This is a genomic window from Halobacterium salinarum DSM 3754 (genome assembly GCF_008124605.1).
GTDB classification, from domain to species: Archaea; Halobacteriota; Halobacteria; order Halobacteriales; family Halobacteriaceae; genus Halobacterium; species Halobacterium salinarum.
This window is the reverse complement of the sequence record NZ_VRYN01000002.1, coordinates 220,711-247,357: the sequence shown is the minus strand read 5'-3', so window position 1 is coordinate 247,357 and position 26,647 is coordinate 220,711. Positions and strand designations below refer to the sequence as shown.

The window sequence follows — 26,647 nt, the reverse complement described above, 5'->3', positions numbered from 1 at the left end:
AACAGGCCATCCCGTCGCTGTTGCCTGGTTTTGGCTCCCGACCGCGATCCCGGGGGTCGGTTTCGCGCCCGCCCACCCGGCGGCCACCACGGCACCATTATGTGGATGCCCCGGCCACCGCCGCGGGGCCACCGCGCAGCGCCGCGATCACGTCATCGAGCACGGCCGCCCGCCCGGTCGAGGAGAAGAACTCGTGGCCGCCGTCGTACACCCGGAGGTTCGCCGCCGGGGTCCGCTCGCCGATCGCGGCCACGGACACGATGGCATCCGTCAGCGAGCAGAACACGGTGCTGTCCGGCCTGAACGCCGGCAGCGACGCCTGCGCGCGCCGCACCTCCCGGACGAACGTCGGGGATAACCGGGTCGTCTCCCGGGGCGTCGGCTCGCTGATGTCGCCGACCGACCCGGCGGCCGGCACCAACGGGCGGCTCATCGGTAGCGCCGCCAGCGCCCGGAACACCGCCGACTGCACGCCCTCCCGGACGCCCCACCACGGGCTGAGATACACCCGACGCACGTCCCAGTCGAGGGTCGCGGTCACCAGCCCGCCCAGGCTGTGGGCCACCACCGCGTCGAACGTCCGGTCCGCCACGTACGACGCCAACGGCCGCATGTACGCGCGCTCGAACGACGACGCGTTGGTCGGGAGCGTCGCCGCATGCACCTCCCAGCCAGCGGCCACGAGCCCGTCGATCAACCACGCAACGTTCGCCTGACCGGGGTGGTTGCCCCACCCCAACACGACCAACACCGGCTCCCGGTCGTCGCCGTCGCCGTGCACGGAGATCTCCATGCGTTCCGCCACGAGCCCGGGCCGCAAAACAGTGTCCGCTTACTCCTCGCTGACCGTGACCTGGGCGGCGCGCACAACCCGCCCGGACATCTCGTACCCCGGCCGGTACACGTCCACGATGGTGCCCGCCGGCTGGTCGCTGTCCACCCGCATCATCACCTCGTGGCGGGCCGCGTCCACGCTGTCGCCGGGCTCCGGCCGGATCTCGGTCACGCCCTCGGTCTCCAGCACGCGGTCGAACTCGTCGCGGGTCAGCTCCACACCCTCGCGGATGCCGTCCTCGTCGCTCTCGGACTCCTCCTGATCGAGCGCCCGGTCGAGGTTGTCACGAACGTCAAGCAGCCGCTCCACGAGGTCCTCGGTGGCGCGCTCCCGGATCTCCTCCTGCTTGCGCTTCGCGCGCTCCTTGTAGTTCTTAAAGTCCGCCTGCTTCGTCTGCACGCGCTCCGTGAGGTCCGCGACCTCGTCCTCGGCGTCGGCCAACTCGTCGGTCAGCGTCTCCACGCGCGCCTCCAACGCCGCAACGTCGTCGGCGAGCGCGTCGGCGTTGTCGGCGTCCAGCGCCCGCACGCGCTCGCTGAGCGCGCTGGTGCCGTCGTCGCCCGCCTGTTCGCCGTCGTCGCCGCCCGCGTCGTCTCCCTCCGGGGCGTCCGTGTCCGCCGCATCGGCGGCGTGCTCGGCGTGATCGCTCATACCCCTCAGAGGGAGCCCCGCCGGTTTACGGATTTCGGGATGCGTCAGCACGGCCGCCCCTGGGCGGGCGCTGTATCACGCGTCGGTCTCGGTGGGCTCGCCTTCCCGGAGGTCAACCGACGGCGACACCGACTCCGAGAGCTCCCCGTAGGTCACGTTGTACGCGAACGCGACGGTCGTCGTGGCGTGCGCCGGCACCGAGACGCCGGTCGTTCGCGTCCGTTCGGCCCCGTTCAACTCCGTGTTCACGTACAGCTGCCCGTTCCCCGACCGGTCGCTGGGGTTCGACACTGTCACCCGATACACCAGCGTGTCGTTCTCGCCGCGCTCGAAGCTCCGCCCGGTCACAGCCAACACCGACTCCTCCTGGCCGTCCCCGAGACACCCCGCACCCACCGACAGGGACACACACGCTGTGAGTCCAGCGACCGCCCGCCCCAGCAGCGTCCGCCGATCCATACCCGGTGATGCCACGCGCACTGCAAGAACCTTCTGCCATCCGCCGGGGCACTCAGAACTCGCGGCGCCGCCCCTTCGGCACCATCGACTGCAGCGTGCCGTACGTGTACAGCCCGACGCCGATGGGCTCCAGGCGGCCGGTGAGCTCGTGGGCGGCGATCACGTACCCCCAGTCGCCGTCCCACGCGATCTCCTGCTCCTCGCCGGCGAGGAACGCGGCGGCCTGATCGCGCTCGTCCAGCCGCAACACGTTGCGCGTCGCCTCGCGGCCGAACCGCTGGGCGGCGATCGTCGTCGGCTTCCAGTGCTCTTGGCGCGTCCGGAGGACGGTCAACCCGAGCGCCTCCACGGGCACGGGTGCCCCCGGATCGAACGGCAGCGCCCACACCTTCCCCGCGCCTTTCTCCCAGAGCGTGTACGACTCGAAGATCGTCCGCGGCACCCCGAAGCGGTCGGTCCACCAGTCCACGACCGCCGCCCGAGTGGGGCGGCCCGCCACGCTGCGCTCGGCGTCCGTTGCGGGCAGCCGGCCGAACGTCTGGCTGTCGTTGTCGGTCATGCCGTCACCTCCAGCTTCGCGGCGAAGAACCCGCCGGTGTCGTTGTGATGGGGGTAGTATCGCTGCGCGCGCGCCAGGCTGTCGTCGTACGACGCGTCGCCCCACTCGGTCAGACCCGGCGCCGACGCCAGCCCCACGTCGAACTCGACCAGGCGGCTGTCGGTGCGGCCAAGCACCTCGTCCACCACAGCCTCGTTCTCCTCGGGGGCGAACGTGCACGTCGAGTACACCACGGTACCGCCGGGCCGCGTGAGCGCGACGGCGCGCGCCAGGATGTCCGCCTGCAGCCGGCCGAGACTCCGGCTCGCGGACGCCCCCGCGCCGTCCAGCGCGTCGGCGTTCTTCCGGATCGTGCCCTCACAGCTGCAGGGCGCGTCCACCAGCGCCGCGTCGACCGCCGCCACGTCGGGGAACGCATCGAGGGTCGCGCGCCGCGCGTCCGTGTTCGTCACCGCCGCCGACGTCACGCCCAGGCGGTCGCAGTTCCCGCGCAGCGCCGACAACCGCCCGAGGTTGTCGTCGTTGGCCACCACCAGGCCGTCGTCGTCGATCTCGGCGGCGATCTGTGCGGTCTTCCCCCCGGGGGCCGCACACGCGTCCCACACCACGTCGCCGGGCTCGGGGTCGAGCACGCGAGGCGGCACGCAGGACACCTCCTCCTGGCCGTGCACCCAGCCGTGGACGTACGGCCACGTGTTCCCCGGCTTGTTCGTGTCCACCTCCAGCACGCCCGGGTGCCACTCCCGGCGGTCCACTGCCACCCCCTCGGCAGCCAGCGCTTCGACGGCGCGGTCGGGGGTCACTGCCAGCGGGTTCACGCGAACGGTCGTCGGCAGCGGGCGCTCGCACGCCGCCAGGAACCCCTCGAAGTCGTCGATGATCGGCTCGTACCGCGACAGCGCGTCCATTGCTCGCGGGTAGGCGTGACGCCGGCTTGTGGCTTGCGCTCGCGTGGCGGTCGCCGCCCCCGGGTTTATGAGTCCCTCCCGCGAACCGCACGCCCATGGGAAGCGTAACCACGCACACGGCGTTCGACATCGAGGACCCCGTTCTCATCGAGGGGTTGCCCGGCGTCGGGCTCGTCGGGAAGATCGCCACCGACCACATCATCGACGTCTTCGATATGTCCTGCGTCGGAAGCGTGTCCTGTGCGGCGATCCCCCAGGTCACCGTCTACACCGAGGACAGCCACGCGGCCACCCCGCCGGTGCGGATCTACGCCGACGAGTCCCGGGGGCTGTTGGCGCTCCAGGGCGACGTTCCGATCTCCCGCAACAACGGCACCGAGTTCGCGGACTGCGTCACCGGCTGGATCGACCACCACGACGTCACGCCCGTCTACCTCAGCGGGCTGCCCAGCGACGACCACGAGCTCGGCGACCTCCCCACCGTGTTCGGGATCGGGTCCGGGGCGCTCCCGGAGCGCATCGCAGCGTTGGACATCGGAACGCCGCCCGAGCGCGGCGTCATCGGCGGGCCGACCGGCGCGCTCATGACCGCCGCCACCCAGCGCCAACTGGACGCCGCCGCCCTCGTGGTCGAATCGGATCCGCAGTTTCCCGACCCGGCGGGCGCACGCCGCCTCATCGATCACGCCATCGAACCGCTCGTGGAGGTCAGCGTGCCGACCGACGATCTCGTCGACCGCGCCGCGGACATTCGCTCGCAGAAAGAACAGCTCGCCGAACAGATGCAGCACGCCGACGAACACGAATCGACGCAGGCCAAACCCCTGCGGATGTTCCAGTAGCCCGGGGCAGTCAGTGATCGCCGACGGCGTCCGGCGTGGCGAACGTGAACGCGCTGAACCGCGCCAGCAACACGATGAGGCCCAGCGTGATGACGGCCGCGCCCAGCAGGAACGGCAGCGCCGCTCCGTAGTTCCCGCCGATGTAGCCCGCGACGATCGGCGCGAACGCGCCGCCGGTGAACCGCAGGCTGTTGTACGCGCCCGAGGCGGACGGCCGGCTGTGCGTGGAGATCCCCATTGCGAGCGTCGACAGGTTCGCGTTCAGGAGCCCACACGCGAGGCCGGCGGTGACCACGAGCCCGGCCAACACCATCGGGGAACTGACCAGCCACATCAGGCACAGCAGCGCCGCGAAGGCGGTCAGCGCCGCGCTAGCCACTTCCGGCGTTCCGAACCGCGCGTTCAGCCGCGGCGCGAGGACCGCGGACCCCACGATCACGAGCAGTCCCCACGCGAAGAACACCAGCCCGATCTGCATCGTTGTGAACCCCTCAAGCACCAGCGGCGTGTACGCCAGCACGGTGAAAAACCCGTAGGTGTAGAGCATGCCGACGATCGCGTTCGTTCGCACGCCGGTGTGACGGAACGTCCCGATGAGCGCGCGCACGCCCTCGCGGCCCTCCGTGTCCGGTTCCGTGACGGTGGTGGCGACGAAGACGAACCCGAGCAGCATCAGGACGCTCGTCCCGGCGAACGGGAGCCGCCAGGACTGCGCGCCCAGGAACCCGCCCAGGAGCGGCCCACAGGCGATCCCGAAGCCGAGGGCGGCCTCGTACAGGGTGATCGCGCGGCCGCTGTTCCCGGCTGAGACGCCCACGATGATGGCGAGCGCGGTGGTGGTGAACAGGGCGTTGCCCAGCCCCCAGAAGCCACGCAGCACGGCCATCGACTCCACCGAGGAGACGAGCGCACAGCCGCCGGCGAACACGGCGACGATCCCGATGCCGACGAGCATCGTGTTCTTGCTGCCGATGCGCGTGGCCAGCGTGCCCGCCACGAGGTTCGCGAGCCCGGTCACCAGCAGATAGCTCGTGAACAGGAACATCACCATGAAGTGGTCGGCGCCCAGCTCCTTCGCGATACTTGGCAGAATCGGGTCGACAACACCGATGCCGAGAAAGGCGATGAACGTTGCAAGCGCGGTCGCAAGAACGGCCGGATGAAAGTCTCGAAAACCCATCCCATGTGGGGACGGACTCGGCCCCAATAAGCTCCCGGAAAGATTATACATGTGTGCTCGCGGTACCATGGCATACGTGTCGCATACGCTCTGAGAAGCCTACGAACGGGTAGGTTACTGTTTTGTTGGGAGCGCTATTCTCCGCTATTATTTTCGACATTCCCGGGCAGTGCTTGCACCGCCCGGGCGGTCGGTCGCCAACAGTTATCAGGGACCGCGCCCCCGTCTGTGGTATGACGGAGTTCTCCGACCGCGTGGCCCAGGTCTCGATCAGCGGCATCCGGGCGGTGTTCGAGGCGGCCGGCGAGGACGCCATCAACCTCGGCCTCGGCCAGCCCGACTTCCCCACGCCCGACCACGCCCGGCAGGCCGCGGTCGACGCCATCGAATCCGGCGCGGCCGACGGCTACACCTCCAACCGCGGGACGGCGGCGCTGGTCGACGCCATCGTCGAGAAGCACGCCCGCGACCAGGGCGTCGACGTCGCGCCGGCGGGCGTCATCGCGACGGCCGGCGGCAGCGAGGCGCTGCACCTCGCCATGGAAGCCCACGTCGACCCCGGGGACGAGGTGCTGTTCCCAGACCCCGGGTTCGTCTCCTACGACGCGCTCACACGCATGGCCGGCGGCAACCCCGTGGGATTGCCGCTGCGCGACGACCTCACGCTGGCCCCCGAGACCGTCGAGGACCACATCACCGACGACACGGCCGCGTTCGTCGTGAACTCGCCGGCAAACCCCACCGGTGCCGTGCAGTCGCCCGCCGACATGCGCGCGTTCGCGCGCATCGCCGACGAACACGACGTGCTCTGCATCAGCGACGAGGTCTACGAACACATCGTCTTCGAGGGCGAACACCGCTCCCCGATGGAGTTCGCCGACACCGACAACGTCGTCGTGGTGAACGCCTGCTCGAAGACGTACTCGATGACCGGCTGGCGGCTGGGCTGGGTCGCCGCCAGCGAGCGCCGCGCCGAGCGCATGCTTCGCGTCCACCAGTACGTCCAGGCGTGTGCCAGCGCCCCCGCCCAGTACGCCGCCGAAGCCGCGCTCTCGGGCCCCCAAGGCGTCGTCGACGAGATGGTGGCGGCCTTCGAGGCGCGCCGGGACGTCCTGCTGGACGGCCTCGAAGCCATGGGTCTCGACGTCCCGACTCCCGGGGGCGCGTTCTACGCGATGCCGACGGTGCCCGACGGCTGGATCGACGAGGTCGTCGACCGCGGCGTCGTCGTCGTCCCCGGGTCGGCGTTCGGCGACCACGGCGCGGGCACCGCCCGCATCTCGTACGCCACGGACATGGCGACGCTGCGGGACGCCATCGACGTGATGCGCGCGGCGACGGCTGCCGTCCAGTAACCCGCTCACGCCGCCGCCCCCCTACACCGCCGGCCTGAAGGCACCGCGCTTCCTCGCCACCACCATGACCGACTGGCAGGCCGACGACGTGGTCGCCGCGCAGTACGCCGACGGCGGACTGCTCGCCGCCCGACGCGCGCTCGACGCCCGCTTCGGTACCGGCGAGCGATCCCACTACGAGTGGCTGTTCGACCACCTCGATCTCGGCCCCGACGCCGCGGTGCTCTCGCTCGGCGCCGGCCACGGCGCGTTCTGGGGCGCGAACGCCGACCGCGTCCCCGACGGCTGGGACGTCACCGTCACCGACGCGTTCCAGGGCGTGACGGCTGACGCGATGGACGCGCTCGCGGACGCCCCACACGAGTTCACCTTCGACGTCGTGGACGCCCGCGACATCCCGTATCCCGCGGACACGTTCGACGCCGTCACCGCCCACCACGTGCTCGCGCACCTCGGCGACGCCGACCGCCGGCAGGCGCTCGCCGAGATCGCCCGCGTACTGACCCCGACGGGTGAACTGCACGCCGCGACCAGCGGCGACGACGCGCTCACCGAACTCTGGGCTGTCGCCCGCGACCACGGCGACGTGCCGGATGAGCGCCCGTTCACGCTTCAGAACGGCGCGGCGCAGCTCCGCGACCGCTTCGCCGCCGTCGAGCGGCGTCGTCTCGACGCCCCCCTCGTGGTCGACGCCCCCGAGCCGCTGGTCGCGTACGTGCTCTCGCTGCCGGGTTTCGACCCGGAAGCCGGGCCCGCGCTCGAACGGGCGTTCCGGGCGCGCTTCGTCGACGGCACTCTCACCGTGACCGGCGATCGCGGCGTGCTCATCGCGCGCCACCCGGACACGGCTTAGTTCGCCGTGGAGACGATCTTCACCACGTCACCCTCGCCGAGCTCGTCGTCCTCGCCGATCTCCCGGTTGGTCTTCGCGTTGACGGCGTGCAGGTAGCCGTCGCCGATGTCCGAGTGCACGGCGTACGCCAAGTCAACGGGCGTCGACCCCGCGTCAAGCAGGACGGCGTCGGGGAGGACGGTGCCCGTGGCGTCGGTCCACTTCGACTGGTCCTGGACGGGGAACGCTGTCACCATCTCCAGCAGGTCGTAGACGGCGTAATCGAGCGCACGCTGCATGCCCGTGCCGCCGTACTCCTGCATCGTCTCCCGGAGGGCTTCGAGGGCTTCCCGCTGGTCGTCGCCCACGTCGCCCGTGATGTCGAAGTCCTCGTCGCCGGGGTCGTAGTCCAGGAAGCCCGCGTCGGCACCGCGCCGCACCGCGAGTTCGCCCTGCGCCGTCGCGGGAATCACGGGCTTGTCGAGGTCGAGCAGCCGTTGGACGTTCTCTTCGGGTGCCACGTCGACTTTGTTCGCGACGACGACGATGGGCTTCGTGCGCTCGCGGACACCGCGGGCCAGCGCCTCGCGGTCCTCGCCGCTCCACTGGATGGGGTCATCGGGATAGTCGAACTCCCGAAGGACCGCCGCGACCTGGTACTCGCTCGCGCCGAAGCCGGTCATCATCTCCGTGATGGCCGTCTCGATGTCGAACCCCGGCGACCGGGACGCCCGCTCGACGCTCTCCCAGTTGTCCTCGACGATGCCCGCGAGCCACAGATCCATCTCCTCTTCGACGAAGTCGATGTCCTCGACTGGGTCGTGGTCCCCGATCTCGACCGGCTCGCCCTCCTCGTTCGTCGCGCCCGAGGCGTCGACGACGTTCACGATGACGTCGGCGTTCGACAGCTCGTCGAGGAACTGGTTGCCGAGCCCACGGCCCTCGTGGGCGCCCGGCACCAACCCCGCCACGTCCAGCAGCTCCACCGGCACGTAGCGCTTCCCGTCGTGGCAGTGTTCGTGGCCGCAGCGCTCCTCGCGGGTCAGGCACGGACACGCCGTCCGCACGTGGGTCACGCCCCGGTTCGCGTCGATGGTGGTGAACGGGTAGTTCGCCACGTCCACCTCCGACCGCGTCGCCGCCGTGTAGAACGTCGACTTGCCGGCGTTCGGCTTCCCGGCAAGCGCGATAGAGAGCATACCATCACCGTTGCTCCAGCGTCGGAAAGCGTTTTTCGGTTGGGGTCCCGCCGTCCGTCCACTGTATCGAATCCGACACGTCTTTGCACGGCGTTCGTCATGCTGTCGATATGTCTGCTGGCGAAATCACGCCGGTGACCGCGCTACGCATCTTCGGCGGCATCGCCCTCCTCGCCGGCAACGGCTTCTTCGTCGCGACCGAGTTCGCGCTCACTCGCGTCCGACAGTTCGACGAGTCGGCGTTCCAGGAGACGGCAGGGCTCCGCCGGGCGTGGGAGATGACCGACCGCCTCGAAATCTACCTGACAGGCTGCCAGCTCGGCATCACCGTCTGCTCGGTCGGGCTGGGCGTCGTCGCCGAGCCCGCGCTCGCAGTGTTGTTCACACCCGTTTTCGAGTTCGTGGGCTTCGGCGCGGGGTCCATCGCGACGCTCTCCGTGCTGGTGGCCCTCGCCGTCATGAACGTCGCCCACCTCGTGCTCGCCGAGCAGGCACCCACTTACCTCGGCGTCGAGCGCGCGAAGACGGTCGCGCACTACTGTGCCCCACTCCACTACTGGTGGACGCGGACCATGTCGCCCATCATTCGCGCCGGTGACCGCATCGCCAAGGCGATTCTCTCTCTCGTGGGCGTCGAGATGACGCGCTCGTGGACCGAAGAAGGCGCCGAGGACCCCATCGACGGCCGCTCCGACCTCCGGAGCCGGATGGGCGACCTGCTCAGTGGAACGGGGGTTCCCGACGAGCGCCGCGAGGAAGTCATCGGCGCGCTCGACATCGACCGCATCCCCGTCGGCGACGAAGCCGTTCCGGTCGACGAGGTCGTCGCCGTCTCCACGACCGACGACCTGGAGACGAACCTCGACCGGATGGCCGACAGCCCCCACGTCCGGTACCCGCTGGTCGGCGAATCGATGGATGACTTTCGGGGTGTCGTTTACCTCCCCGAGGCCTTCCGGGACCTCGACGACCTCCGGGACGGCACGCTCGCCCTCGAAGACGTCGCGCACCCGCCGCTGGTCTTCGACGCCGACATGTCCGTCAGCGACGCCATCGACCGCTTCCAGGCCGAACGCCAGGAACTCGCGTTCGTCACCGACGCCGACACGGGCGGCGTCGTTGGCATGGTCACGATTACGGACGTGCTGGAAGCGATCACCGGCGAGGTCGAAGACCCCTACGACGAGGCGGCCGAGAAGTCACAGTCCTAATCCAGCCGGGCGGCAGCGCTCCCGACGGCCACAGTGAGGAAGTAGACGCCGACGAACACGAGCGCGCTGTCCCACAGCAGACTCGGAACGCCGTACCCGGCGTATGCGGGGGTCGGCTCGCCGAGCATCCACCAGACGCCGTGAACTCCGGTGAGCAACGCGAGTACGCCGAGCCACGCGAGCACCGCCGAGGGGAGCAGGCGGACGCCCAGCCACGGCGGCCCGTGGTCACCGTTCAACGACTGGTCCGTCGCACCGTCATCGTCGGGGGAGGGTATCACTGCTGGATGGTCGCGGATCAATCAAGAAACCTGATGGTCCGGGCGCGTCACTCGGCGTCCCGGTCGGCAACACTTCCAACCCGCATCTCGCCGCGAGCGCGGATGACGCCGTCGACGTCCGCCGCCTCGTCGATGGTGACGTCGTGGCCGGAGACGTCGCCGAGGACGACCGCGTCCCCCTGGACGTGGACGCTCCCGTTCCGGGTGGTCACGTCGCCGTGGATCTTCGTGCCCGCGCCAACCGTCACGTCGTTCTGGGCGCGCAGGCTCCCGAAGACGTTGTTCCCGCGCCCGACGTCGATCTCGGTCGCCCGGATGTTGCCGTGCAGCCGGCAGTCGTCCCCGATGGTCGCCGGCGTGGAGACACGCCAGGCGTCGTCGGAGACGCTGGCCGACTGTGGGATCGTGAGGGGGCCGCGGTCGCTGTCGGCCGCCAGCTCCTCGACGAGTTCCTGGGCGTCCTCCGCCTCGCCGAGCCGGAGGAGGTGCGTGAGGTACATGACGAAGAACGTGAGGGTGGGCATCGGGTTCCGGATGACGATCCAGCCCGACGCCTCGAACCCCTCCTCGATGTCGACGTCGTCGCCGATGTCGAGGTCGCCACCGACGACCAGCCGCTCCGTGATGTGGGTGCGTTCACCCACGTAGGCGTCGCCTTCAACGAGCACGTTGCCGGTGACCTCACACCACATGTCCAGCCGGCAGTCGCCCGCCGCCTCGATGTCGCCGTCGACGGACACCCGTTCGCCTGCAACGACGTTGTGGCCCCGCACCCCGAGCCGGAGCTGCGACTGCGCCCCGATCAGCACGTCACTGTCGGCGACCACGTCGTGCTCCTTGACCGTGGTGCCGTCCGGGATGTGTAACTGGTCGATCGGGGTCGGGCCGAGCACACCGCAGTCCAGTCGTCGCATCGGCATAAACCCCGCGAGACCGTCGGACGACCGTCAGACGACGGGGTTTAGTCTCTGCACACGTACCATCAGTCATGACCTCCCTCTCCGTTGCAGACGACGGCGTCGACGTGGTGTACGAGGGCACCGAGTTCCGCCTGGAGAAACCCCTCATCGAGGACGCCACGCAGTCCGACTACCACGACGTCACCGACCACGACCTGCTCAAGCTCGTCGAACCGAACCCGACGCTGTCCGGTGAGCCGCGCCGGATCGGTGACATCCTCGACTGACCGGCGCGGTGATGACAACGCTTAGGACGTGGCACCGCGACGTGTCGGTATGAGCGACGCGCTCGATGCGTTCGATCACGACGCGTGGCGGACAGCGCTCGGGACGGCTGTCAGCTACGCGCTTGTTCTGGTGGTGATGACGGCAGTGCTGTTCGGCGTGCCGTACCTGGCGTTCACAGCGCTGTAACGCGCCGGGATCGCTGAAAAACGGCCCCCGAATCGCCGGCCGACTACGCGAACGTCCGGGAGACGTCCGTGGCGGCGGCGGGCTCGGAGTCCTGATCGAGTTTCTCGCGTGCCGACTGGAAGTCCTGCATCCGGACCTCCGTGCGGTCGTCGCGGATGGCGAACATCCCGGCTTCCGTACAGATCGCTTTCACGTCCGCACCGGAGAGATCCCCGGTGTCGGCGGCGAGCTCGCCGAAGTCGACGCTGTCGGCGACGTTCATCGCCCGCGTGTGGATGCGGAAGATCTTCTCGCGGCCGCCCACGTTCGGGTGGGGGACCTCGATGAGGCGGTCGAAGCGGCCGGGCCGCAGGATCGCGCGGTCGAGCATGTCGAAGCGGTTGGTGGCGGCGATGATGCGGATGTCGCCGCGCTCGTCGAAGCCGTCCATCTCCGAGAGCAACTGCATCATCGTGCGCTGGACCTCGGCGTCCCCGCTGGTCTTCGAGTCCGTGCGCTTCGAGGCGATGGCGTCGATCTCGTCGATGAACACGACGGCGGGCTCGTGGTCGCGGGCGACCTGGAAGAGATCGCGCACGAGCTTCGCGCCCTCGCCGATGAACTTGTGCACGAGCTCGCTGCCGGCCATCTTGATGAAGCTGGCGTCCGTCTGGCTGGCGACGGCCTTCGCCATCAGCGTCTTGCCCGTGCCGGGCGGCCCGTGCAACAACACGCCGCTCGGCGGGTTGATGCCCACGGTCTCGAACAGGCCGGGGTCTTTCATCGGAAGCTCGACTGTCTCCCGGACTTCCCGGAGCTGGTCGTCGAGGCCGCCGATGTCCTCGTAGCCCACGTCGGGGGAGTCATCGACTTCCATGACACGAGCCCGCACGTCTGCCTCGTCGTCCAGTTGGCGGACGACGGACAGCGAGTTGTTGACCGCGACCCGCGAGCCCGGTTCGAGGGTGGCACGCAGCTCGTCCGTGACCTCAGTGAGCGCTTCCTGGTTGTTGCCGTGCTGTTTGATCACGGCCCCCTCGTCGGTGAGCTCCTGGACAGTCGCGATGAACAGCGGCGACTGCTTGAGCTTCTTGTTCTCGTGTGAGAGGCGTTCGAGCTTCTGCTGGTATTTGTTGTTCTCTGCGTTGGCATCAAGCAGCCGGTCTCGCATCTCCTCGTTCTCCTCTTCGAGGGTAGAGAGTTGCTCCTCTAGCGCCTCCAGTTTGTCCTGTTGTGAGGCGCTGTCGTCGTAGGGGAGCTCCACGTCCTCGACGGTATCGGTCATCACCACTGAGTAGGGTGTTAGTTCATAAGAGGCTTCGGGTGACCCAACCTGTGTGGGGGTTCGAAACCGCACGCGCGAGACAGTCACAGCCGGTCGTTGGGGGTGAATCCATTCCCCGTGACCGACGCAGCCATCCCGCCGCTGAATTACCGTAGCGCATCAAATATAGCAAAAGAATTAATACAGCGCATTCGATACTGGTGGGTATGAGCGCTACCGAGACGGCGGACGCACTCGAATCCCTCCCGCCGAGCGCGAAGCTCGTCGCCAAGGTCCTCGAATACAACGACACCCTCTCACAGCGGGAGCTCGCAGAGAAGACGCTGCTCCCGGACCGCACCGTCAGATACGCGCTCACGCGCCTCGAAGATCACGACATCGTCTCCTCGCGGTTCTCGTTCACCGACGCCCGCAAACGCCTCTACACCTTGACCTGACACCGCCGCCACACACGCACCGAAGCTTTCTCCGCCCCGCCACCCCACGCCAGGTGTATGGCTCGCGTCATCCACACGGGGGACACCCACCTCGGATACCAACAGTACCACGCCCCCCAGCGGCGACAGGACTTCCTCGACGCCTTCGACGCCGTCATTACGGACGCCATCGACGAGGGCGTCGACGCCGTGGTGCACGCCGGCGACCTCTACCACGACCGCCAGCCCGGGCTCCGGGACATCCTGGACACGATCGCCCTGCTGCGCCCGCTCCAGGACGCCGACATCCCGTTTCTCGCTGTCGTCGGAAACCACGAAGGCACCCGCGACGCCCAGTGGCTGGATCTCTTCGAGACACTCGGCCTCGCCGAGCGCCTCGACGACTCGCCACGCGTGGTCGCGGATACCGCCTTCTACGGCCTCGACTACGTCCCCCAGTCCAAGCGCGACGACCACGACTACACCGTCGCCGACCACGACGCCGACCACGCCGCGCTCGTCTCCCACGGTCTGTTCACGCCGTTCCCGTACGCCAACTGGGACCTGGACGCGGTGCTGGCCGACGCCACGGTGGAGTTCGACGCCGTCCTGCTGGGCGACAACCACACCCCGGACACCGCGCAACTCGGGGACACGTGGGTGACGTACTGTGGCTCCACGGAGCGCGCCAGCGCCAGCGAACGCGACCCCCGGGGCTACAACATCGTCTCGTTCAGCAGCGACGCCACCACCGACGTTGCCATCTCTCGGAAGTCGCTCAACACCCGCGAGTTCGTGTTCGTGGACGCCGACCTCGGCCCCACGGACGGCACGGCGTTCATCCAGGAGCGGCTGCGCGAGCGCGCCCTCGACGACGCCGTCGTGGTCGTCACGATCACGGGCGACGGCGACACGGTCACGCCCGCCGAGATCGAGCGCTTCGGCGACGATCGTGGCGCACTCCTCACGCGCGTCAACGACCGCCGGGAGTTCGACACCGGCGACGACGCCCCCGACGTGGACGTGTCGTTCGCCGACCCCGACGACGCCGTCGAGCAGCGCGTCCGCGATCTGGGGCTGGACGAGCCGGCTCGCGATGTCGACCGGATCGTGCGTGACGACACGCTGGCCGACGCAGCCGTCCGAGAGCGCGTGATACAGCGCGCAGAGGCCGTGCTGGACGACGACGCCGACGCGGCGGACGACGACGGCCGGCCCACCACCGTGGAGGAGTTCCAATGAGGTTCACGCGCCTCTCCCTGTCGAACTTCAAATGCTACGCGGACGCCGCCGTCTCCCTGGACCCCGGCGTGACCGTCATCCACGGGCTGAACGGCAGCGGCAAGTCCAGCCTGCTCGACGCCTGCTTTTTCGCGCTGTACGGCACCACCGCCCTCGACACGACCCTCGCTGACGCCGTGACGATCGGCGCGGAGACGGCCGAGATCGACCTCCACTTCGAGCACGCCGGCGGCGACTACCACGTCCACCGCCGGATCCGTGCGTCCGGCGGGCGCGCCCAGACCGCCGCCTGTGTGCTGGAGACTCCGACCGACCGGATCGACGGCGTCACCGACGTCGAAGCCCACATCTCGGGGCTGTTGCGCATGGACGCCGAGGCGTTCGTGAACTGCGCGTACGTCCGCCAGGGCGAGGTGAACAAGCTCATCAACGCCGCCCCGAGCACGCGCCAGGACATGATCGACGCGCTCCTCCAGTTGGGGAAACTCGAGGAGTACCGCCAGCGCGCCGGCGACGCCCGCCTCGGCGTCGAGGACGTCAAGAGCAACGTCGAGGGGCAACTCGACAGGCTCGCCGACCAGATCGCTGACAAGGAGGCCGCCGACCCCCACGACCGGCTGGCGAGCCACAACACCGCGCTCGCCGAGGTCACCGCCGACATCGAGCATTTCGAGGCCGAACGCGAGCAGGCCAGGCAGACCCGCGACGACGCCGCGGACGTCCTGGAGCGCTACGAGGAGTCACGCACGGCGCTCGCGGACGTCGAGGAGACGATCGCCGACGTCCGCGAGGCCGTCGCCGAGGCCGAACGCGAACGGGAGACGCTCGCCGACCGCGTCAGCGACCACCGCGAGCGCGCCAGCGATCTCGACGACGAGGCAGCGGCGCTCGCGGCCGATCTCGGGCTCGACGATCCGGACGCCGAGGACGCCAGCGCGGAGCGCGACGCCGTTGCCGACCAGCGGGAGGCGGTCGCCGAACGGGTGCGCGAGGTCGCACCGGCTGTCTCCCGGCTCACCGAGCAGGCCGACAGCGCCGCCGACGACGCCGCCACCCTCGACGAGCGCGCCGAGACGCTGCGCGAAGAGGCCGCAGCCCTCGACGCCGAGGCCGACGACGCAGCGGCGAAACGCGACGACGCCGCCGCCCGCATCGAGGCGTTGGACGCCGACATCGAGGCGGCGATGGCGGCTTTCGACGACGCGCCGGTCGCGTTCGGGGCCGCCGAGGCGTTCCTCGACGACGCGACGGCCGAACGCGACGAACTGCGCGAGCGGGTGGCGACGCTCCGCGCCGACCGGCAGTCCGCTGCCGACCGCGTCGCCGAGGCTGAGGCGCTGCTCGACGAGGGGAAATGCCCCGAATGCGGACAGCCGGTCGAGGGGGCACCCCACGTCGAGCGTGTCACCGACGACCGCGAGCGCGTCGCCGAGCTCGACGCCGAGTTGGCGGACGTCGAGGACGAACTCGACGCGGTGGCCCAGCGCGTCGACCGCGGCGAATCACTGGTGGCCGCCGAAGACCGGGTCGACGACCTCGAACAACAACGCGAGCGCGCCGTCGAGCGCCGCGACGAGCAGGCCGACATCGCGGACGCGAAACGCGACCAGGCCGCCGAAAAGCGCGACCGCGCCGCGGACCTCGACGCCGAGGCCGAGGACGCCCGTGCGGACGCCGCGGCCAAGCGTGATGCGGCCGACGAGAAGCGCGAGACGCTGGCGGCGCTGAACGCCGACCAGACCGCCCTCAAGGAGCGACTGGACGCGCTTGCGGATCTCGTCGACCGCCTCGAAGCGGCCGCCGACGCCCGCGAAGCCGCCCAGCGGCTGGCCGAGAAGCGCGCGGCACTGGCCGCCCAGAACGAGCAGCGCCGGGACCGCCTCTCGGAGCTGCGCGAGCGCAAGCGCACGCTGGACAGTGAGTTCGATGCGGACCGCATCGAGACAGCGCGCGCCGACAAGGACCGCGCCGAGGACTACCTCGAACAGGTCGAACCGAAACTCCAGGCGCTGCGCGAGGACCGCGACGACCTCCAGGCGAAGATCGGCGCTGCGGAGAACGCCATCGCGGAGCTGGAGTCGCTGCGCGAGGAGCACGAGCGCGTGCAGTCACGCCACCAGGACCTCCAGGCGGTCCACGACGAGGTGACCGCGCTCGAGACGATGTACGGGGAGTTGCGGGCGGAGCTGCGCCAACAGAACGTCTCGAAGCTCGAACGCCTCTTGAACGAGACCTTCGAGTTGGTCTATCAGAACGACTCCTACGCCCGCATCGAGCTGTCCGGCGAGTACGAGCTCACCGTCTACCAGAAGGACGGCGAGCCCCTGGAGCCCGCGCAGCTCTCGGGGGGCGAGCGCGCGCTGTTCAACCTCAGCCTGCGCACTGCCGTCTACCGGCTGCTGGCTGAGGGGATCGAGGGCGACGCCCCCCTCCCGCCGCTGATCCTGGACGAACCGACTGTGTTCCTCGACTCCGGGCACGTCTCGCAGCTCGTGGAACTGGTGGAGTCGATGCGACGGCTCGGCGTCGAGCAGATCGTGGTCGTGAGCCACGACGACGAGCTGGTGGCGGCCGCTGACGACGTGGTGCGGGTCGCGAAAGACGCCACGTCGAACCGGTCCCGTGTGTCCACCCCCGAACACATATGATATCAGAGGGGTTCCCGAACCCTCTAATGGATCCAGGCCCAGGGCGTCCATATGCCAGAACCGGCGGACGCTTCTGCAAACGAAACCGAGTCGCGGACAGGTGAGCACGGCCGACACACGCCGGTGCACCGAATGCTGCAGCTCGGCGGCGTGCTGGCGGTGCTTGCGATCGTTCTCGGTGCTGTCGGGATAACCGCGTCAACCCCACTCCTGTGGGCGTTTGGCGTCGGCACGGCTGCCGTCTCCGTCTCCGTGCTCGCCGCAACCGGCTACCACCACAGCCGGCGCGGTCACTCCGCGTGACGGAGCGCGCCGATCCCCTCGCGGCCGGCCGCCGTGAGCTCGTAGGCGCGCTGACCGGCCACCGTCGTCTCCGCGAGCACACCGGCCGCCCGGAGCTCGGTGGTCGCACCGAGGAAATCGCTCTCGCAGACGCCCGCCGCCGCCAGTAGTTTCCGAACCGGGCGCGGGCCGTCGTCAGCCAGCGCCACCAGCAGTCCGAGCTGCCAGTCCGCGTGACACGCCTTCGCGACCCGGCGGCCGGCGTCCGGAACGCGGTCCGCGAGCGCCTCGAACACGGCGTCGTCACTCGTCGGTGTGAGTGTCTCGCTGGGCACCGTGGTCTCCTCGCCGGTCGTTGGGTCCCGTACCCTGCTCTGCTCGCCGTGGTCCGCGATGCGTATCCAGCGCCGCCCATCGGTGTCTCGAACCGTCTGCACACCCCACGGAAGGAGGGCGACGGCGTTAGTCCTTCCGTGTGTAGACGCGGTATTTGTATCCGCCGTAGACGGACAGGATCACGGCGGCGGCCAGCAGCGGGCCGCCGGTCCCCCAGTTGCCGTTGAACCACGCGATCATCGCCCCGACGCTGCCCGCCAACACTGCCGCGTTGAACACCAACACCAGCGACCAGAACTTCCGCTGGAGGGTTGGATCGGCCGCCGAGCCGTCCGGGATCTCGATGTCGGGGGCGAGGTCCTGTTCGGCCTCGGACTCCTCGTCGGCGAACGGAACGTCGTCGAGCACGCCACACACTGTGGGTGGTGCGAGCAAAGCGTTATCGGTTCTACAGGGCGTCGCCGAGGCACACCGCGTGTGTGCCTTTGAGCCACGCGAGCGGATTCTCCGCGTCGTAGAGTACGACCCCCTCGTCGGCATCGTAGGCCTCGACGCTGTCGCGTGGGTCGTTGCCCTCGGGCAGCTGTGGGACGTCGTTGCGGTGATTCCGGTCGCCCGCTGCGTGGTCTGTCATCTCTGTCACCTCGGTCCGTGGTAGTGGACCACATGGGATAACTGTTTTCCCCCCGTCGGATTCTGCCGCTCCGAAGGGCGAGCTTTTAGGCCGGACGGACGAACCCGAACCCAATGGGAAACACCGAGCTCTCCGAGTTCATGCACGAGAGCGACGGGGCAGACGACCCCGGGGAGGACGCGATCCAGGAAGAAGCCGCGGTCGTCGCCGGCGACGCCGACCCCGTCGTCAACGAGGTGCTGACGGCGGAAGCGGACGCGCTGCCCGACGCCACCGGCGAGGTCGAACTGATGGTCACACAGGTCGATTACACGATCGAGGGCTCGGGCGACCGCGAGCGCCCCGTCCTCCACGTCTTCGGCCGCACGACCGACGACGAGGCCGAACACGTCCGCGTGCACGGCTTTCGGCCGTACTTCTACGCACCGACGGCCACGCTCTCCGAAGACGACCTCACCGACGACGTCATCACCGGCACCGAGGACGGCTACGAATCCATCCGGGGCGAAGCGCTGACGAAGATCTTCGGCCGGACGCCCCGCGACGTCGGGAACATCCGTGACGCGTTCGATCACTACGAGGCCGACATCCTGTTCCCGAACCGCCTGCTCATCGACAAGGACATCACCGACGGCGTCAGGGTGCCCGCCCGGCGCGCCGACGACGGCGCGCTCTACGTCCACCACGACGAAATCGCGGCCTGTGAGGTCGCCGCCGACCTGCGCGTGAACACCTTCGACATCGAAGTCAACGACCGCAACGGCTTCCCCGAGGACGGCGAGGAGCCCGTGGTCTGTCTGACCAGCCACGACTCCTACCGCGACGAATACGTCGCGTGGCTGTACGCCGCCCCGGACGCGACGGTCGACGCCCCCACAGCGGTCCCGGGCTACGACCCACTGACCGACGACGCCGACATCGACGTGCGCGTGTTCGACACCGAGGAAGCCATGCACGACGCGTTCCTCTCGTACATCGAGGACACCAACCCCGACGTGCTCACGGGCTGGAACTTCGACGACTTCGACGCCCCCTACCTCATCGACCGGCTGGACGAACTCGACCCACGAACCGACCACGACCTCGACTCCGACCGCCTCTCCCGCGTCAGCGAAGTCTGGACGTCCGGCTGGGGCGGCCCGAACGTGAAAGGACGGGTGGTCTTCGACCTGCTGTACGCCTACCAGCGCACGAAATACTCGGAGCTGGACTCCTACCGGCTGGACGCCGTCGGCGAACAGGAGCTGGGCGTCGGCAAAGAGCGCTACCCCGGGGATATCGGCGACCTCTGGGAGGACGACCCCGAGCGCCTCCTGGAGTACAACCTCCGGGACGTCGAGCTCTGCGTGGAAATCGACCGCAAGCAGTCCATCGTGGCGTTCTGGGACGAAGCCCGCAAGCTCGTGGGCTGCAAGCTGGAGGACGCCACGACCCCCGGGGACGCGGTGGACATGTACGTCCTGCACAAGGCGTTCGGGAACTTCGTGTTGCCGTCGAAAGGCCAACAGGACGCCGAGGAGTTCGAGGGCGGCGCGGTCTTCGACCCCATCACTGGCGTTCGGGAGAACGTCTCCGTGCTGGACCTGAAGAGCCTCTACCCGATGTCGATGGTGACCATCAACGCCAGCCCGGAGACCAAAGTCGACCCCGAGGAGTTCGACGGCGACACCTACCGGACGCCGACGGGCGTCCACTTCCGGAAGGAACCCGACGGCATCATCCGGGAGATGGTCGATGAACTCCTCACCGAGCGCGAGGAGAAGAAAGCACGCCGCGACGACCACGAGCCGGACAGCGAGGACTACGAGCGCTACGACCGCCAGCAGGCCGCCGTGAAGGTCATCATGAACAGCCTCTACGGCGTGTTCGGCTGGGACCGCTTCCGGCTCTACGACCGCGCGATGAGCGCGGGCGTTACCTCCACGAACCGCGAGGTCATCGACTTCACCGAGCAGGCCGCCGAGGAGTTCGGCTACGAGGTCGCGTACGGCGACACCGACAGCGTCATGCTCGAACTCGGCGACGACATGACGAAAGCGGAGGCCATCGCGGAGTCGTTCGACATCGAGGACCACATCAACGCCGCCTACGACGAGTTCGCCCGCGAGCAACTGCACGCCGACGACCACCGCTTCCAGATCGAGTTCGAGAAGCTCTACCGGCGGTTCTTCCAGGCCGGCAAGAAGAAGCGCTACGCCGGCCACATCGTCTGGAAGGAGGGCAAGGACGTCGACGACGTCGACATCACGGGCTTCGAGTACCAGCGCTCGGACATCGCGCCGATCACGAAGCGCGTCCAGAAGGAGGTCATCGACCTCGTGGTGCGGGAGGGCGACGTGGACGCCGTCGAGGAGTACGTCCACGGCGTCATCGAGGAGTTCCAGGAGGGGGATGCGGATCTGGACGACATCGGCATCCCGGGCGGCATCGGCAAACGACTGGACAACTACGAGACGGACACCGCCCAGGTGCGTGGTGCGAAGTACGCCAACCTGCTGTTGGGCACGAACTTCGACCGCGGGTCCAAGCCCAAGCGGCTCTACCTCGCGAAAGTGCATCCGGACTTCTGGGGTCACGTCGAAGACGAACAGGGCATCGACACGAGCACGAGCGACCGCTACCGCGAGTTCCGCCGGGATCCCGACGTGATCTGTTACGAGTACGCCGACCAGATCCCGGACACGTTCGTCGTCGACTACGACAAGATGCTCGATAAGACGCTCAAAGGCCCCATCGAGCGCATCCTCGAGGCGCTTGATCTCTCCTGGGACGAGGTGAAATCCGGCCAAACGCAGACCGGGCTGGGCCAGTTCACGTAGCCCGCTGGGCCCCAGCTAGAACTCCGAGAACTTGTCCTGGCGGTACATGTCGATCTCGCTCGCCACCGTGGGCGCACTCTGGGTCGCCGCGAACGCGATGGCGTCGGCGATGTCGGTCGGCCGGGACACCTCGGCTTCGTCGTAGGCCTCCTCGAAGGCGGTGCCGTCTTCGTCGTTGAACCGGGTTCGCACCTCCGTGGGGTTGACTACGGTGACACCCAGGCCGTCGTCGCCGTAGCGCGCCTCGACGCTGTGGGCGAACCCGCGCGTCCACCATTTGGTCGCGGCGTAGACGGGATTGCTGGGGCGGGGGTACTGCCCCGCGAAACTACCCAGGAAAACGATGGTGCCGTCGGCGTCGGTGAGGTGCGGGAGCGCCGCCCGGGTGGCGTAGAACATGCCGTCGCAGTTCACGGCCATCATCTGACGGTACTCGTCGTCGGTGAGGGCCGCGACGTCGTCGCCGCGCGCGAGCCCGGCGTTGTTGACGAGGAGATCCAGGCTGCCGTACTCCTCGACGGCCGTCTCGACGAGCGCGTCGACGGCCGCCCGGTCGGTGACGTCGGTGGGCACGGCGTGGGCGGCAGTGTCGTACGTTGCCGTGATCGTGTCCGCGATCTCGGTGAGCGTCTCTTCGCTGCGCGCGGCGAGCACGACCGTCGCGCCGTTCTCGGCGAGCGCGTGTGCGGTTGCTTCCCCGATGCCACTCGATGCGCCAGTGATGACGGCGACGTCGCCGTCGAGCGGAGCCGTTTCCATATGCGTTCATCCCGGGCGCGGGCCTTGACAGTTTCTCCCGCCAGGGTTCCTGCCGCATAGCAGCGTACGCCAACCCACACCGCTCCCGCAGTGATACCGCCCCCCATGTGGGCGGGCTCGCCAGGCGATCCCGGCGCGTGTGTCGGCTCCCGAGACACGCTGTAGACGACGCTGCGGTCAGCTCGCCGCACGACGCCGTTTTTAGTAAATCAAAAACTCTATTTTATGTTAGCAAAAGCAGTTACGGTGAACTCCGCAACTATTATGATGCTGACCCACTTCGTTTAGGATGACCTAATCAATGGCTACGCTTGAGCTCAAAGACGTACACGCCGAAGTCGCAGAGGACGGTGGGGAGAAAATTCTCGACGGTGTCGACCTCGAAATCCCGTCCGGCGAGATCCACGCCCTCATGGGTCCCAACGGCTCCGGGAAATCCACCACCGCAAAGATCATCGCCGGCCACCCGGCCTACGACGTCACCGACGGGGAAGTCCTGTTCACCATCGAAGACGACGACTTCGACGGTGCCGAAGAGCTCCCCGCCGACGACCGAACCTTCGATCTGCTCGGCCTGGAGCCGAACGAGCGCGCCGCGCTCGGTATCTTCCTTGCGTTCCAGTATCCCGCAGAGATCGAGGGCGTCACCCTCGTGAACTTCCTTCGCACAGCGCTCAACGCGAAGCTCGACGAGCGCGAGGAACTCCTCTTCGAGGATGACGACGAGGACGCCGATGACGCCGCCGACGATGACGAGGACGCCGGCTACGAGACCTCCCCCATGGAGGGGCCGGCCGACGACGGCGAGATCGGCGTCGCGGACTTCCAGGAGATCCTCTCGGAGAAAATGGAGACCCTGGACATGGACGAGAAGTTCGCCAACCGCTACCTGAACGCGGGCTTCTCCGGCGGCGAGAAAAAGCAAAACGAAGTCCTCCAGGCCGCCATCCTGGAGCCCTCGATCGCCGTGCTCGACGAGATCGACTCCGGGCTCGACATCGACCGTCTCCAGGACGTTTCGACGGGCATCAACGCGCTCCGCGACGAGCAGGACACCGGCATCCTCCAGATCACGCACTACCAGCGCATCCTCGATTACGTCGAGCCCGACCGCGTCCACATCATGCTCGACGGCGAAGTCGTCATGGAGGGTGACGCCGAGCTCGCCGAGAAGCTCGAAGACGAGGGGTACGACTGGGTTCGCGATCAGGTCTACGAGACCGCGTAACGCCGCCCAGACACGCAACGCAACCACACACACCACATGAGTTCCGAAGACATACAAGACACTGACACCGAGGCGCGCTTCGAGTTCAAAAAGGAGGAGAACTCCGCGTTCGAATCCGAGAAGGGCCTGACCGAGGAGACGATCCGCGTCATCTCCGAGGACAAAGACGAGCCCGACTGGATGCTCGACCGCCGCCTCCGTGCGCTCGAACAGTACACGAAGATGCCGATGCCGACCGACTGGCCCGGCCAGCCGGACCTCACCGAGCTCGACATCGAGGAGATCGTCCCGTACATCCGCCCGGACGTCGACAAGCGCTCGGGCGCCGACGAGTGGGAGGACCTCCCCGACGAGATCCAGGACACCTTCGAACAGCTGGGCATCCCCGAGGCGGAGCGCAACGCGCTCTCCGGCGTGGGCGCCCAGTACGAGTCCGAGGTCGTCTACCAGAACATGCAGGAGCGCTGGGAGGAGAAGGGCGTCGTCTTCTGCAACATGGACGAGGCCGTTCAGGAGTACCCCGAGCTGGTCAAAGAGCACTTCATGACGAGCTGCGTGCCGCCGAGCGACAACAAGTTCGCGGCGCTGCACGGCGCGGTGTGGTCCGGCGGCAGCTTCGTCTACGTGCCCGAGGACGTCACCGTGAACATGCCCGTGCAGGCGTACTTCCGCATGAACTCCGAGGGCATGGGCCAGTTCGAGCACACCCTCATCATCGCCGAGGAGGGCTCGGAAGTCCACTACATCGAGGGCTGCTCGGCGCCCAAGTACGGCAGCCACAACCTCCACTCCGGCGGCGTCGAAGTGTTCGTCGGCGAGGACGCCCACGTGCAGTATTCGACCGTGCAGAACTGGTCGAAGAACACGTTCAACCTCAACACCAAGCGCGCGGTCGTTGAGGGGAACGGCACGATGGAGTGGGTCTCCGGCAGCATGGGGTCGAAGGCCACGATGCTGTACCCGTCGACGATCCTCAAGGGTCGCGGCGCGACGGACAACCACATCACGATCGCGTTCGCCGGCGACGGCCAGGACATCGACACCGGCGCGAAAGTCTATCACAACGCCCCGGACACGAGCTCCACCATCGAATCGAAGTCCATCGCGAAAGACGGCGGCCGCACGAACTACCGCGGCCTCGTTCACATCGCCGACGGCGCCGAGGACTCGAAGACCAACGTCGAGTGTGACGCGCTGATGTTCGACAACGACTCCACCAGCGACACCATGCCGTACATGGAGATCAACGAGTCGAAAGTCGACGTGGCACACGAGGCGACCGTCGGGAAGATCGGCGACGAGGACGTCTTCTACCTCCAGAGCCGTGGTCTCGACGACGACGACGCAAAGCAGATGATCGTCTCCGGGTTCATCGAGCCGATCACCGAAGAACTGCCGATTGAGTACGCGGTCGAACTGAACCGCCTCATCGAGCTGGAGATGGAGGGTTCGCTCGGTTAATATGAGTACGCAGCTACACACTGATATCTCTGCAGAGACGGTCCGCCGGATCGCCGACGAGCGCGACGAGCCCGCGTGGCTCCGCGAAACGCGCCTCGATGCGCTTGAGGCGCTCGACGACCTCGCGTTCCCCAGCGTCATCGAGACGCCGGGCCGAAAGTGGACCACGCTCGAAGACCTCGATTTCGACGCGCTGGTCGATCCGCTCTCCCAGACCGAGGACAAAGACCAGGTCGGCGCGGAGAACGCTCGCGTGGAGTCGTTCCACGACGCGCTCCAGGACGACGACCTCGCCGACCGCGTCGAGGACGCGTTCGGCAGCGTCATCGACCCCCACCAGAACCGCCTGACGGCGCTGTCGACGGCGCTGTTCACGACCGGGACTGTGGTGTACGTGCCCGCGGGCGTCGACGCCGAGGACGTCACCATCCGCACCTCGATGAACTCGCGGTCGCTGTTCAACTACACGCTGGTCATCACCGAGGACAACGCGACGGCGACGATCCTGGAGCGCCAGGACACCGGCGACGACGTCGACGGCGAGCGCTACTACTCGGGGATCGTCGAAGTCGACGCCGGAGAGAACTCCTACGTGCAGTACGGGAGCCTCCAGGACTTCGACGAGCAGACGTACAACTACACGCTGAAACGCGGGCACGCCGACACGTACGCCACGGTCAACTGGATCGAGGGCAACATCGGCAGCCGGCTGACGAAGACCGGTGTTTCCACCGAACTGGCGGGCGACGCCAGTGAGACGAAGATCGTCGGCGCGTTCTTCGGCCACGACGACCAGCACTTCGACCTCGACGCGAAGGTCTGGCACCGTGCCGAGCACACCACCGCGGATCTCGTGACTCGCGGCGTCATCGACGACGACGCCCGCAGCGTCTACGAGGGCGTCCAGGACGTCGGCAGTGACGCCTGGGACACGTCGAGCTACCAGCGCGAGAACACGCTGATGCTGAGCGACGAGAGCGAGGCCGACGCCTCCCCGAAGCTCATCATCAACAACCACGACACCGAGGCCAGCCACTCCGCGACCGTCGGGCAGGTCGACCAGGAGACCCTGTTCTACATGCAGGACCGCGGCCTCACCGCTCAGCAAGCCACGGACATGCTTGTTGCGGGGTTCTTCGTGCCGGTACTCGAAGAGGTCGAAGTCCAGGAACTGCGCGAGGACCTGGAGACACGGATCGCCGAGCGGCTCGACTGACCCGCGCAGCGGTTCCCCACACCCCGTTGCCGGGGAATCCTCGCCTTTTAGGACGGTGAGGCCGTCGACTGTATCCATGCGCACCGTATCGTTCGCGAGGTGGCGGCGGCCGTGAGCTCGCTCGCTGCGAGCGTCGACTCCGACCGCCAACTGGCGCGGCTGCTACAGATCGGGGTCGTGCTCGAAGAGGTCGTGGAGGTCCGCGCGCATCGACATTACCAGTCGCTGCCGGCGGCCGACCGGGACGCCGACATCGAGGCGCTGTTGTCCGACGCCAGCGAGGAGTCCGCGGATCACCGCGCGCGCTTGGAGGACATCATCGAGTCGCTTGACGCCGACAGCATCCCGTTCGGGGAGGTCGAAGCGCTGGTTGCGGAGAGCTACGGGCAGACCGGGCCGGACGACTTCGACGGCGTGCTGTACGACCAGTTGCACGGCGAGGAAACCGCGTACAAGTTCTACGACGATCTGATCGCGGCGATCGAGGCCAGCGAGGCGGCGTTCGGCGTCGATCAGGACCGGCTGTTGGCGACGCTGCGGGAGATCCGGGCGGCCGAAGCCGACGGCGTCGAGTCGGTCACTGCGCTGATGGAGGCACACAGATGAGCACGGCCACTGTCGGCGCAGCGGTGCCGGCCGGTGTGGTCGCCGTTCGAG

At 68.1% G+C, this 26,647-nt stretch carries 29 protein-coding genes; 15 read left to right on the top strand and 14 right to left on the bottom strand.

Annotated elements, in window-relative coordinates; genetic code table 11:
* Window positions 1-97 precede the first annotated feature (97 nt).
* The 5 genes from APQ99_RS06395 to APQ99_RS06375 form a co-directional block, all read right to left on the bottom strand.
* Window positions 98-793 (bottom strand): alpha/beta fold hydrolase, encoded by a 696-nt coding sequence (locus tag APQ99_RS06395; RefSeq protein ID WP_010902323.1) that lies wholly within the window; start codon window positions 791-793, stop codon window positions 98-100.
* 39 nt (window positions 794-832) lie between these two features.
* The gene (locus APQ99_RS06390; RefSeq protein WP_010902324.1) at window positions 833-1,486 is read right to left on the bottom strand and encodes a nucleotide exchange factor GrpE; all 654 of its coding nucleotides are present in this window, start codon (window positions 1,484-1,486) and stop codon (window positions 833-835) included.
* 75 nt (window positions 1,487-1,561) lie between these two features.
* Window positions 1,562-1,945: a hypothetical protein gene (locus APQ99_RS06385; protein ID WP_010902325.1), complete on the bottom strand. Its 384-nt coding sequence runs from the start codon at window positions 1,943-1,945 to the stop codon at window positions 1,562-1,564.
* 52 nt (window positions 1,946-1,997) lie between these two features.
* A complete protein-coding gene (locus tag APQ99_RS06380) occupies window positions 1,998-2,504 on the bottom strand; it encodes a DUF7122 family protein (RefSeq protein ID WP_010902326.1) in 507 nt (168 codons plus the stop codon).
* A complete protein-coding gene (locus APQ99_RS06375) occupies window positions 2,501-3,412 on the bottom strand; it encodes an RsmB/NOP family class I SAM-dependent RNA methyltransferase (protein ID WP_010902327.1) in 912 nt (303 codons plus the stop codon). The genes APQ99_RS06380 and APQ99_RS06375 overlap by 4 nt, the downstream gene beginning before the upstream one ends.
* Window positions 3,413-3,507: 95 nt before the next feature.
* Between APQ99_RS06375 and APQ99_RS06370 the strand changes: the two genes are divergently transcribed.
* Complete coding sequence (locus APQ99_RS06370; RefSeq protein WP_010902328.1) at window positions 3,508-4,254, top strand: proteasome assembly chaperone family protein; 747 nt, start codon at window positions 3,508-3,510, stop codon at window positions 4,252-4,254.
* 10 nt (window positions 4,255-4,264) lie between these two features.
* Here APQ99_RS06370 and APQ99_RS06365 read toward each other — a convergent pair whose 3' ends face one another.
* A complete protein-coding gene (locus APQ99_RS06365; RefSeq protein WP_148265491.1) occupies window positions 4,265-5,434 on the bottom strand; it encodes an MFS transporter in 1,170 nt (389 codons plus the stop codon).
* A gap of 233 nt (window positions 5,435-5,667) precedes the next feature.
* Between APQ99_RS06365 and APQ99_RS06360 the strand changes: the two genes are divergently transcribed.
* Window positions 5,668-6,789: a pyridoxal phosphate-dependent aminotransferase gene (locus tag APQ99_RS06360; protein WP_010902330.1), complete on the top strand. Its 1,122-nt coding sequence runs from the start codon at window positions 5,668-5,670 to the stop codon at window positions 6,787-6,789.
* Window positions 6,790-6,853: 64 nt separating this feature from the next.
* On the top strand, window positions 6,854-7,642 hold the full coding sequence (locus APQ99_RS06355; protein ID WP_010902331.1) for a class I SAM-dependent methyltransferase: 789 nt from the start codon (window positions 6,854-6,856) through the stop codon (window positions 7,640-7,642).
* Here the strand turns inward: APQ99_RS06355 and APQ99_RS06350 are convergent.
* The gene (locus APQ99_RS06350) at window positions 7,639-8,820 is read right to left on the bottom strand and encodes a redox-regulated ATPase YchF (protein ID WP_010902332.1); all 1,182 of its coding nucleotides are present in this window, start codon (window positions 8,818-8,820) and stop codon (window positions 7,639-7,641) included. The two genes, APQ99_RS06355 and APQ99_RS06350, sit on opposite strands and share 4 nt — an antisense overlap.
* A 110-nt stretch (window positions 8,821-8,930) precedes the next feature.
* Between APQ99_RS06350 and APQ99_RS06345 the strand changes: the two genes are divergently transcribed.
* On the top strand, window positions 8,931-10,031 hold the full coding sequence (locus tag APQ99_RS06345) for a hemolysin family protein (protein ID WP_010902333.1): 1,101 nt from the start codon (window positions 8,931-8,933) through the stop codon (window positions 10,029-10,031).
* On the opposite strand, the gene APQ99_RS06340 is transcribed toward APQ99_RS06345, so the two are convergent.
* Both APQ99_RS06340 and APQ99_RS06335 read right to left on the bottom strand, forming a co-directional pair.
* Window positions 10,028-10,312 carry a hypothetical protein gene (locus APQ99_RS06340; protein WP_012289165.1) on the bottom strand — a complete coding sequence of 95 codons (285 nt, stop codon included), beginning with the start codon at window positions 10,310-10,312 and terminating at the stop codon, window positions 10,028-10,030. The genes APQ99_RS06345 and APQ99_RS06340 overlap by 4 nt on opposite strands.
* Window positions 10,313-10,359: 47 nt before the next feature.
* Window positions 10,360-11,232 (bottom strand): polymer-forming cytoskeletal protein, encoded by an 873-nt coding sequence (locus tag APQ99_RS06335; protein ID WP_010902335.1) that lies wholly within the window; start codon window positions 11,230-11,232, stop codon window positions 10,360-10,362.
* A gap of 68 nt (window positions 11,233-11,300) precedes the next feature.
* Here APQ99_RS06335 and APQ99_RS06330 point away from each other — a divergent pair, with 68 nt between their 5' ends.
* A complete protein-coding gene (locus tag APQ99_RS06330; RefSeq protein ID WP_010902336.1) occupies window positions 11,301-11,498 on the top strand; it encodes a DUF5800 family protein in 198 nt (65 codons plus the stop codon).
* A gap of 49 nt (window positions 11,499-11,547) precedes the next feature.
* On the top strand, window positions 11,548-11,685 hold the full coding sequence (locus APQ99_RS12545; RefSeq protein WP_010902337.1) for a hypothetical protein: 138 nt from the start codon (window positions 11,548-11,550) through the stop codon (window positions 11,683-11,685).
* A gap of 43 nt (window positions 11,686-11,728) precedes the next feature.
* Here APQ99_RS12545 and pan1 read toward each other — a convergent pair whose 3' ends face one another.
* Window positions 11,729-12,949, bottom strand: coding sequence for a proteasome-activating nucleotidase Pan1 (gene pan1, locus APQ99_RS06325; RefSeq protein ID WP_012289167.1), 1,221 nt, complete (start codon window positions 12,947-12,949; stop codon window positions 11,729-11,731).
* A gap of 206 nt (window positions 12,950-13,155) precedes the next feature.
* On the opposite strand from pan1, the gene APQ99_RS06320 reads away from it, so the two are divergent.
* Genes APQ99_RS06320 through APQ99_RS06305 form a run of 4 tightly spaced genes read left to right on the top strand, consistent with a single transcriptional unit; the run spans window position 13,156 to window position 17,558 of the window.
* Window positions 13,156-13,386 (top strand): MarR family transcriptional regulator, encoded by a 231-nt coding sequence (locus APQ99_RS06320; protein WP_010902339.1) that lies wholly within the window; start codon window positions 13,156-13,158, stop codon window positions 13,384-13,386.
* Window positions 13,387-13,443: 57 nt separating this feature from the next.
* The gene (gene mre11 / locus APQ99_RS06315; protein WP_010902340.1) at window positions 13,444-14,607 is read left to right on the top strand and encodes a DNA double-strand break repair protein Mre11; all 1,164 of its coding nucleotides are present in this window, start codon (window positions 13,444-13,446) and stop codon (window positions 14,605-14,607) included.
* Window positions 14,604-17,255, top strand: a complete 2,652-nt coding sequence (rad50, locus tag APQ99_RS06310) for a DNA double-strand break repair ATPase Rad50 (protein WP_010902341.1) — start codon at window positions 14,604-14,606, stop codon at window positions 17,253-17,255. Before mre11 ends, rad50 begins: the two co-directional genes overlap by 4 nt.
* 51 nt (window positions 17,256-17,306) lie before the next feature.
* Window positions 17,307-17,558, top strand: coding sequence for a hypothetical protein (locus APQ99_RS06305; RefSeq protein ID WP_010902342.1), 252 nt, complete (start codon window positions 17,307-17,309; stop codon window positions 17,556-17,558).
* Here the strand turns inward: APQ99_RS06305 and APQ99_RS06300 are convergent.
* Genes APQ99_RS06300 through APQ99_RS06290 form a run of 3 tightly spaced genes read right to left on the bottom strand, consistent with a single transcriptional unit; the run spans window position 17,546 to window position 18,507 of the window.
* A complete protein-coding gene (locus tag APQ99_RS06300; protein ID WP_012289168.1) occupies window positions 17,546-17,974 on the bottom strand; it encodes a DUF7346 family protein in 429 nt (142 codons plus the stop codon). The genes APQ99_RS06305 and APQ99_RS06300 overlap by 13 nt on opposite strands.
* A 25-nt stretch (window positions 17,975-17,999) precedes the next feature.
* Window positions 18,000-18,281, bottom strand: coding sequence for a DUF7322 domain-containing protein (locus APQ99_RS06295; protein WP_136361093.1), 282 nt, complete (start codon window positions 18,279-18,281; stop codon window positions 18,000-18,002).
* 40 nt (window positions 18,282-18,321) lie between these two features.
* Window positions 18,322-18,507, bottom strand: a complete 186-nt coding sequence (locus APQ99_RS06290; protein WP_010902344.1) for a DUF7331 family protein — start codon at window positions 18,505-18,507, stop codon at window positions 18,322-18,324.
* A gap of 113 nt (window positions 18,508-18,620) precedes the next feature.
* Here APQ99_RS06290 and APQ99_RS06285 point away from each other — a divergent pair, with 113 nt between their 5' ends.
* Window positions 18,621-21,326, top strand: coding sequence for a DNA-directed DNA polymerase (locus APQ99_RS06285; protein ID WP_010902345.1), 2,706 nt, complete (start codon window positions 18,621-18,623; stop codon window positions 21,324-21,326).
* A gap of 15 nt (window positions 21,327-21,341) precedes the next feature.
* Here the strand turns inward: APQ99_RS06285 and APQ99_RS06280 are convergent, their stop codons facing one another.
* Window positions 21,342-22,085, bottom strand: coding sequence for an SDR family oxidoreductase (locus APQ99_RS06280; protein ID WP_010902346.1), 744 nt, complete (start codon window positions 22,083-22,085; stop codon window positions 21,342-21,344).
* Window positions 22,086-22,386: 301 nt separating this feature from the next.
* Between APQ99_RS06280 and APQ99_RS06275 the strand changes: the two genes are divergently transcribed.
* The 4 genes from APQ99_RS06275 to APQ99_RS06260 all read left to right on the top strand — a co-directional run bounded on the left by APQ99_RS06275 (window position 22,387) and on the right by APQ99_RS06260 (window position 26,596).
* Window positions 22,387-23,313, top strand: coding sequence for an ABC transporter ATP-binding protein (locus APQ99_RS06275; RefSeq protein WP_010902347.1), 927 nt, complete (start codon window positions 22,387-22,389; stop codon window positions 23,311-23,313).
* Between the two features lie 36 nt (window positions 23,314-23,349).
* On the top strand, window positions 23,350-24,774 hold the full coding sequence (sufB, locus tag APQ99_RS06270) for a Fe-S cluster assembly protein SufB (protein WP_010902348.1): 1,425 nt from the start codon (window positions 23,350-23,352) through the stop codon (window positions 24,772-24,774).
* Between the two features lies 1 nt (window position 24,775).
* Entirely contained in the window at window positions 24,776-25,990 is a 1,215-nt protein-coding gene (gene sufD, locus APQ99_RS06265; RefSeq protein ID WP_010902349.1) for a Fe-S cluster assembly protein SufD, read from the top strand.
* A 111-nt stretch (window positions 25,991-26,101) separates the two neighbouring features.
* Window positions 26,102-26,596, top strand: coding sequence for a rubrerythrin (locus APQ99_RS06260; protein WP_049892592.1), 495 nt, complete (start codon window positions 26,102-26,104; stop codon window positions 26,594-26,596).
* Window positions 26,597-26,647: the final 51 nt, after the last annotated feature.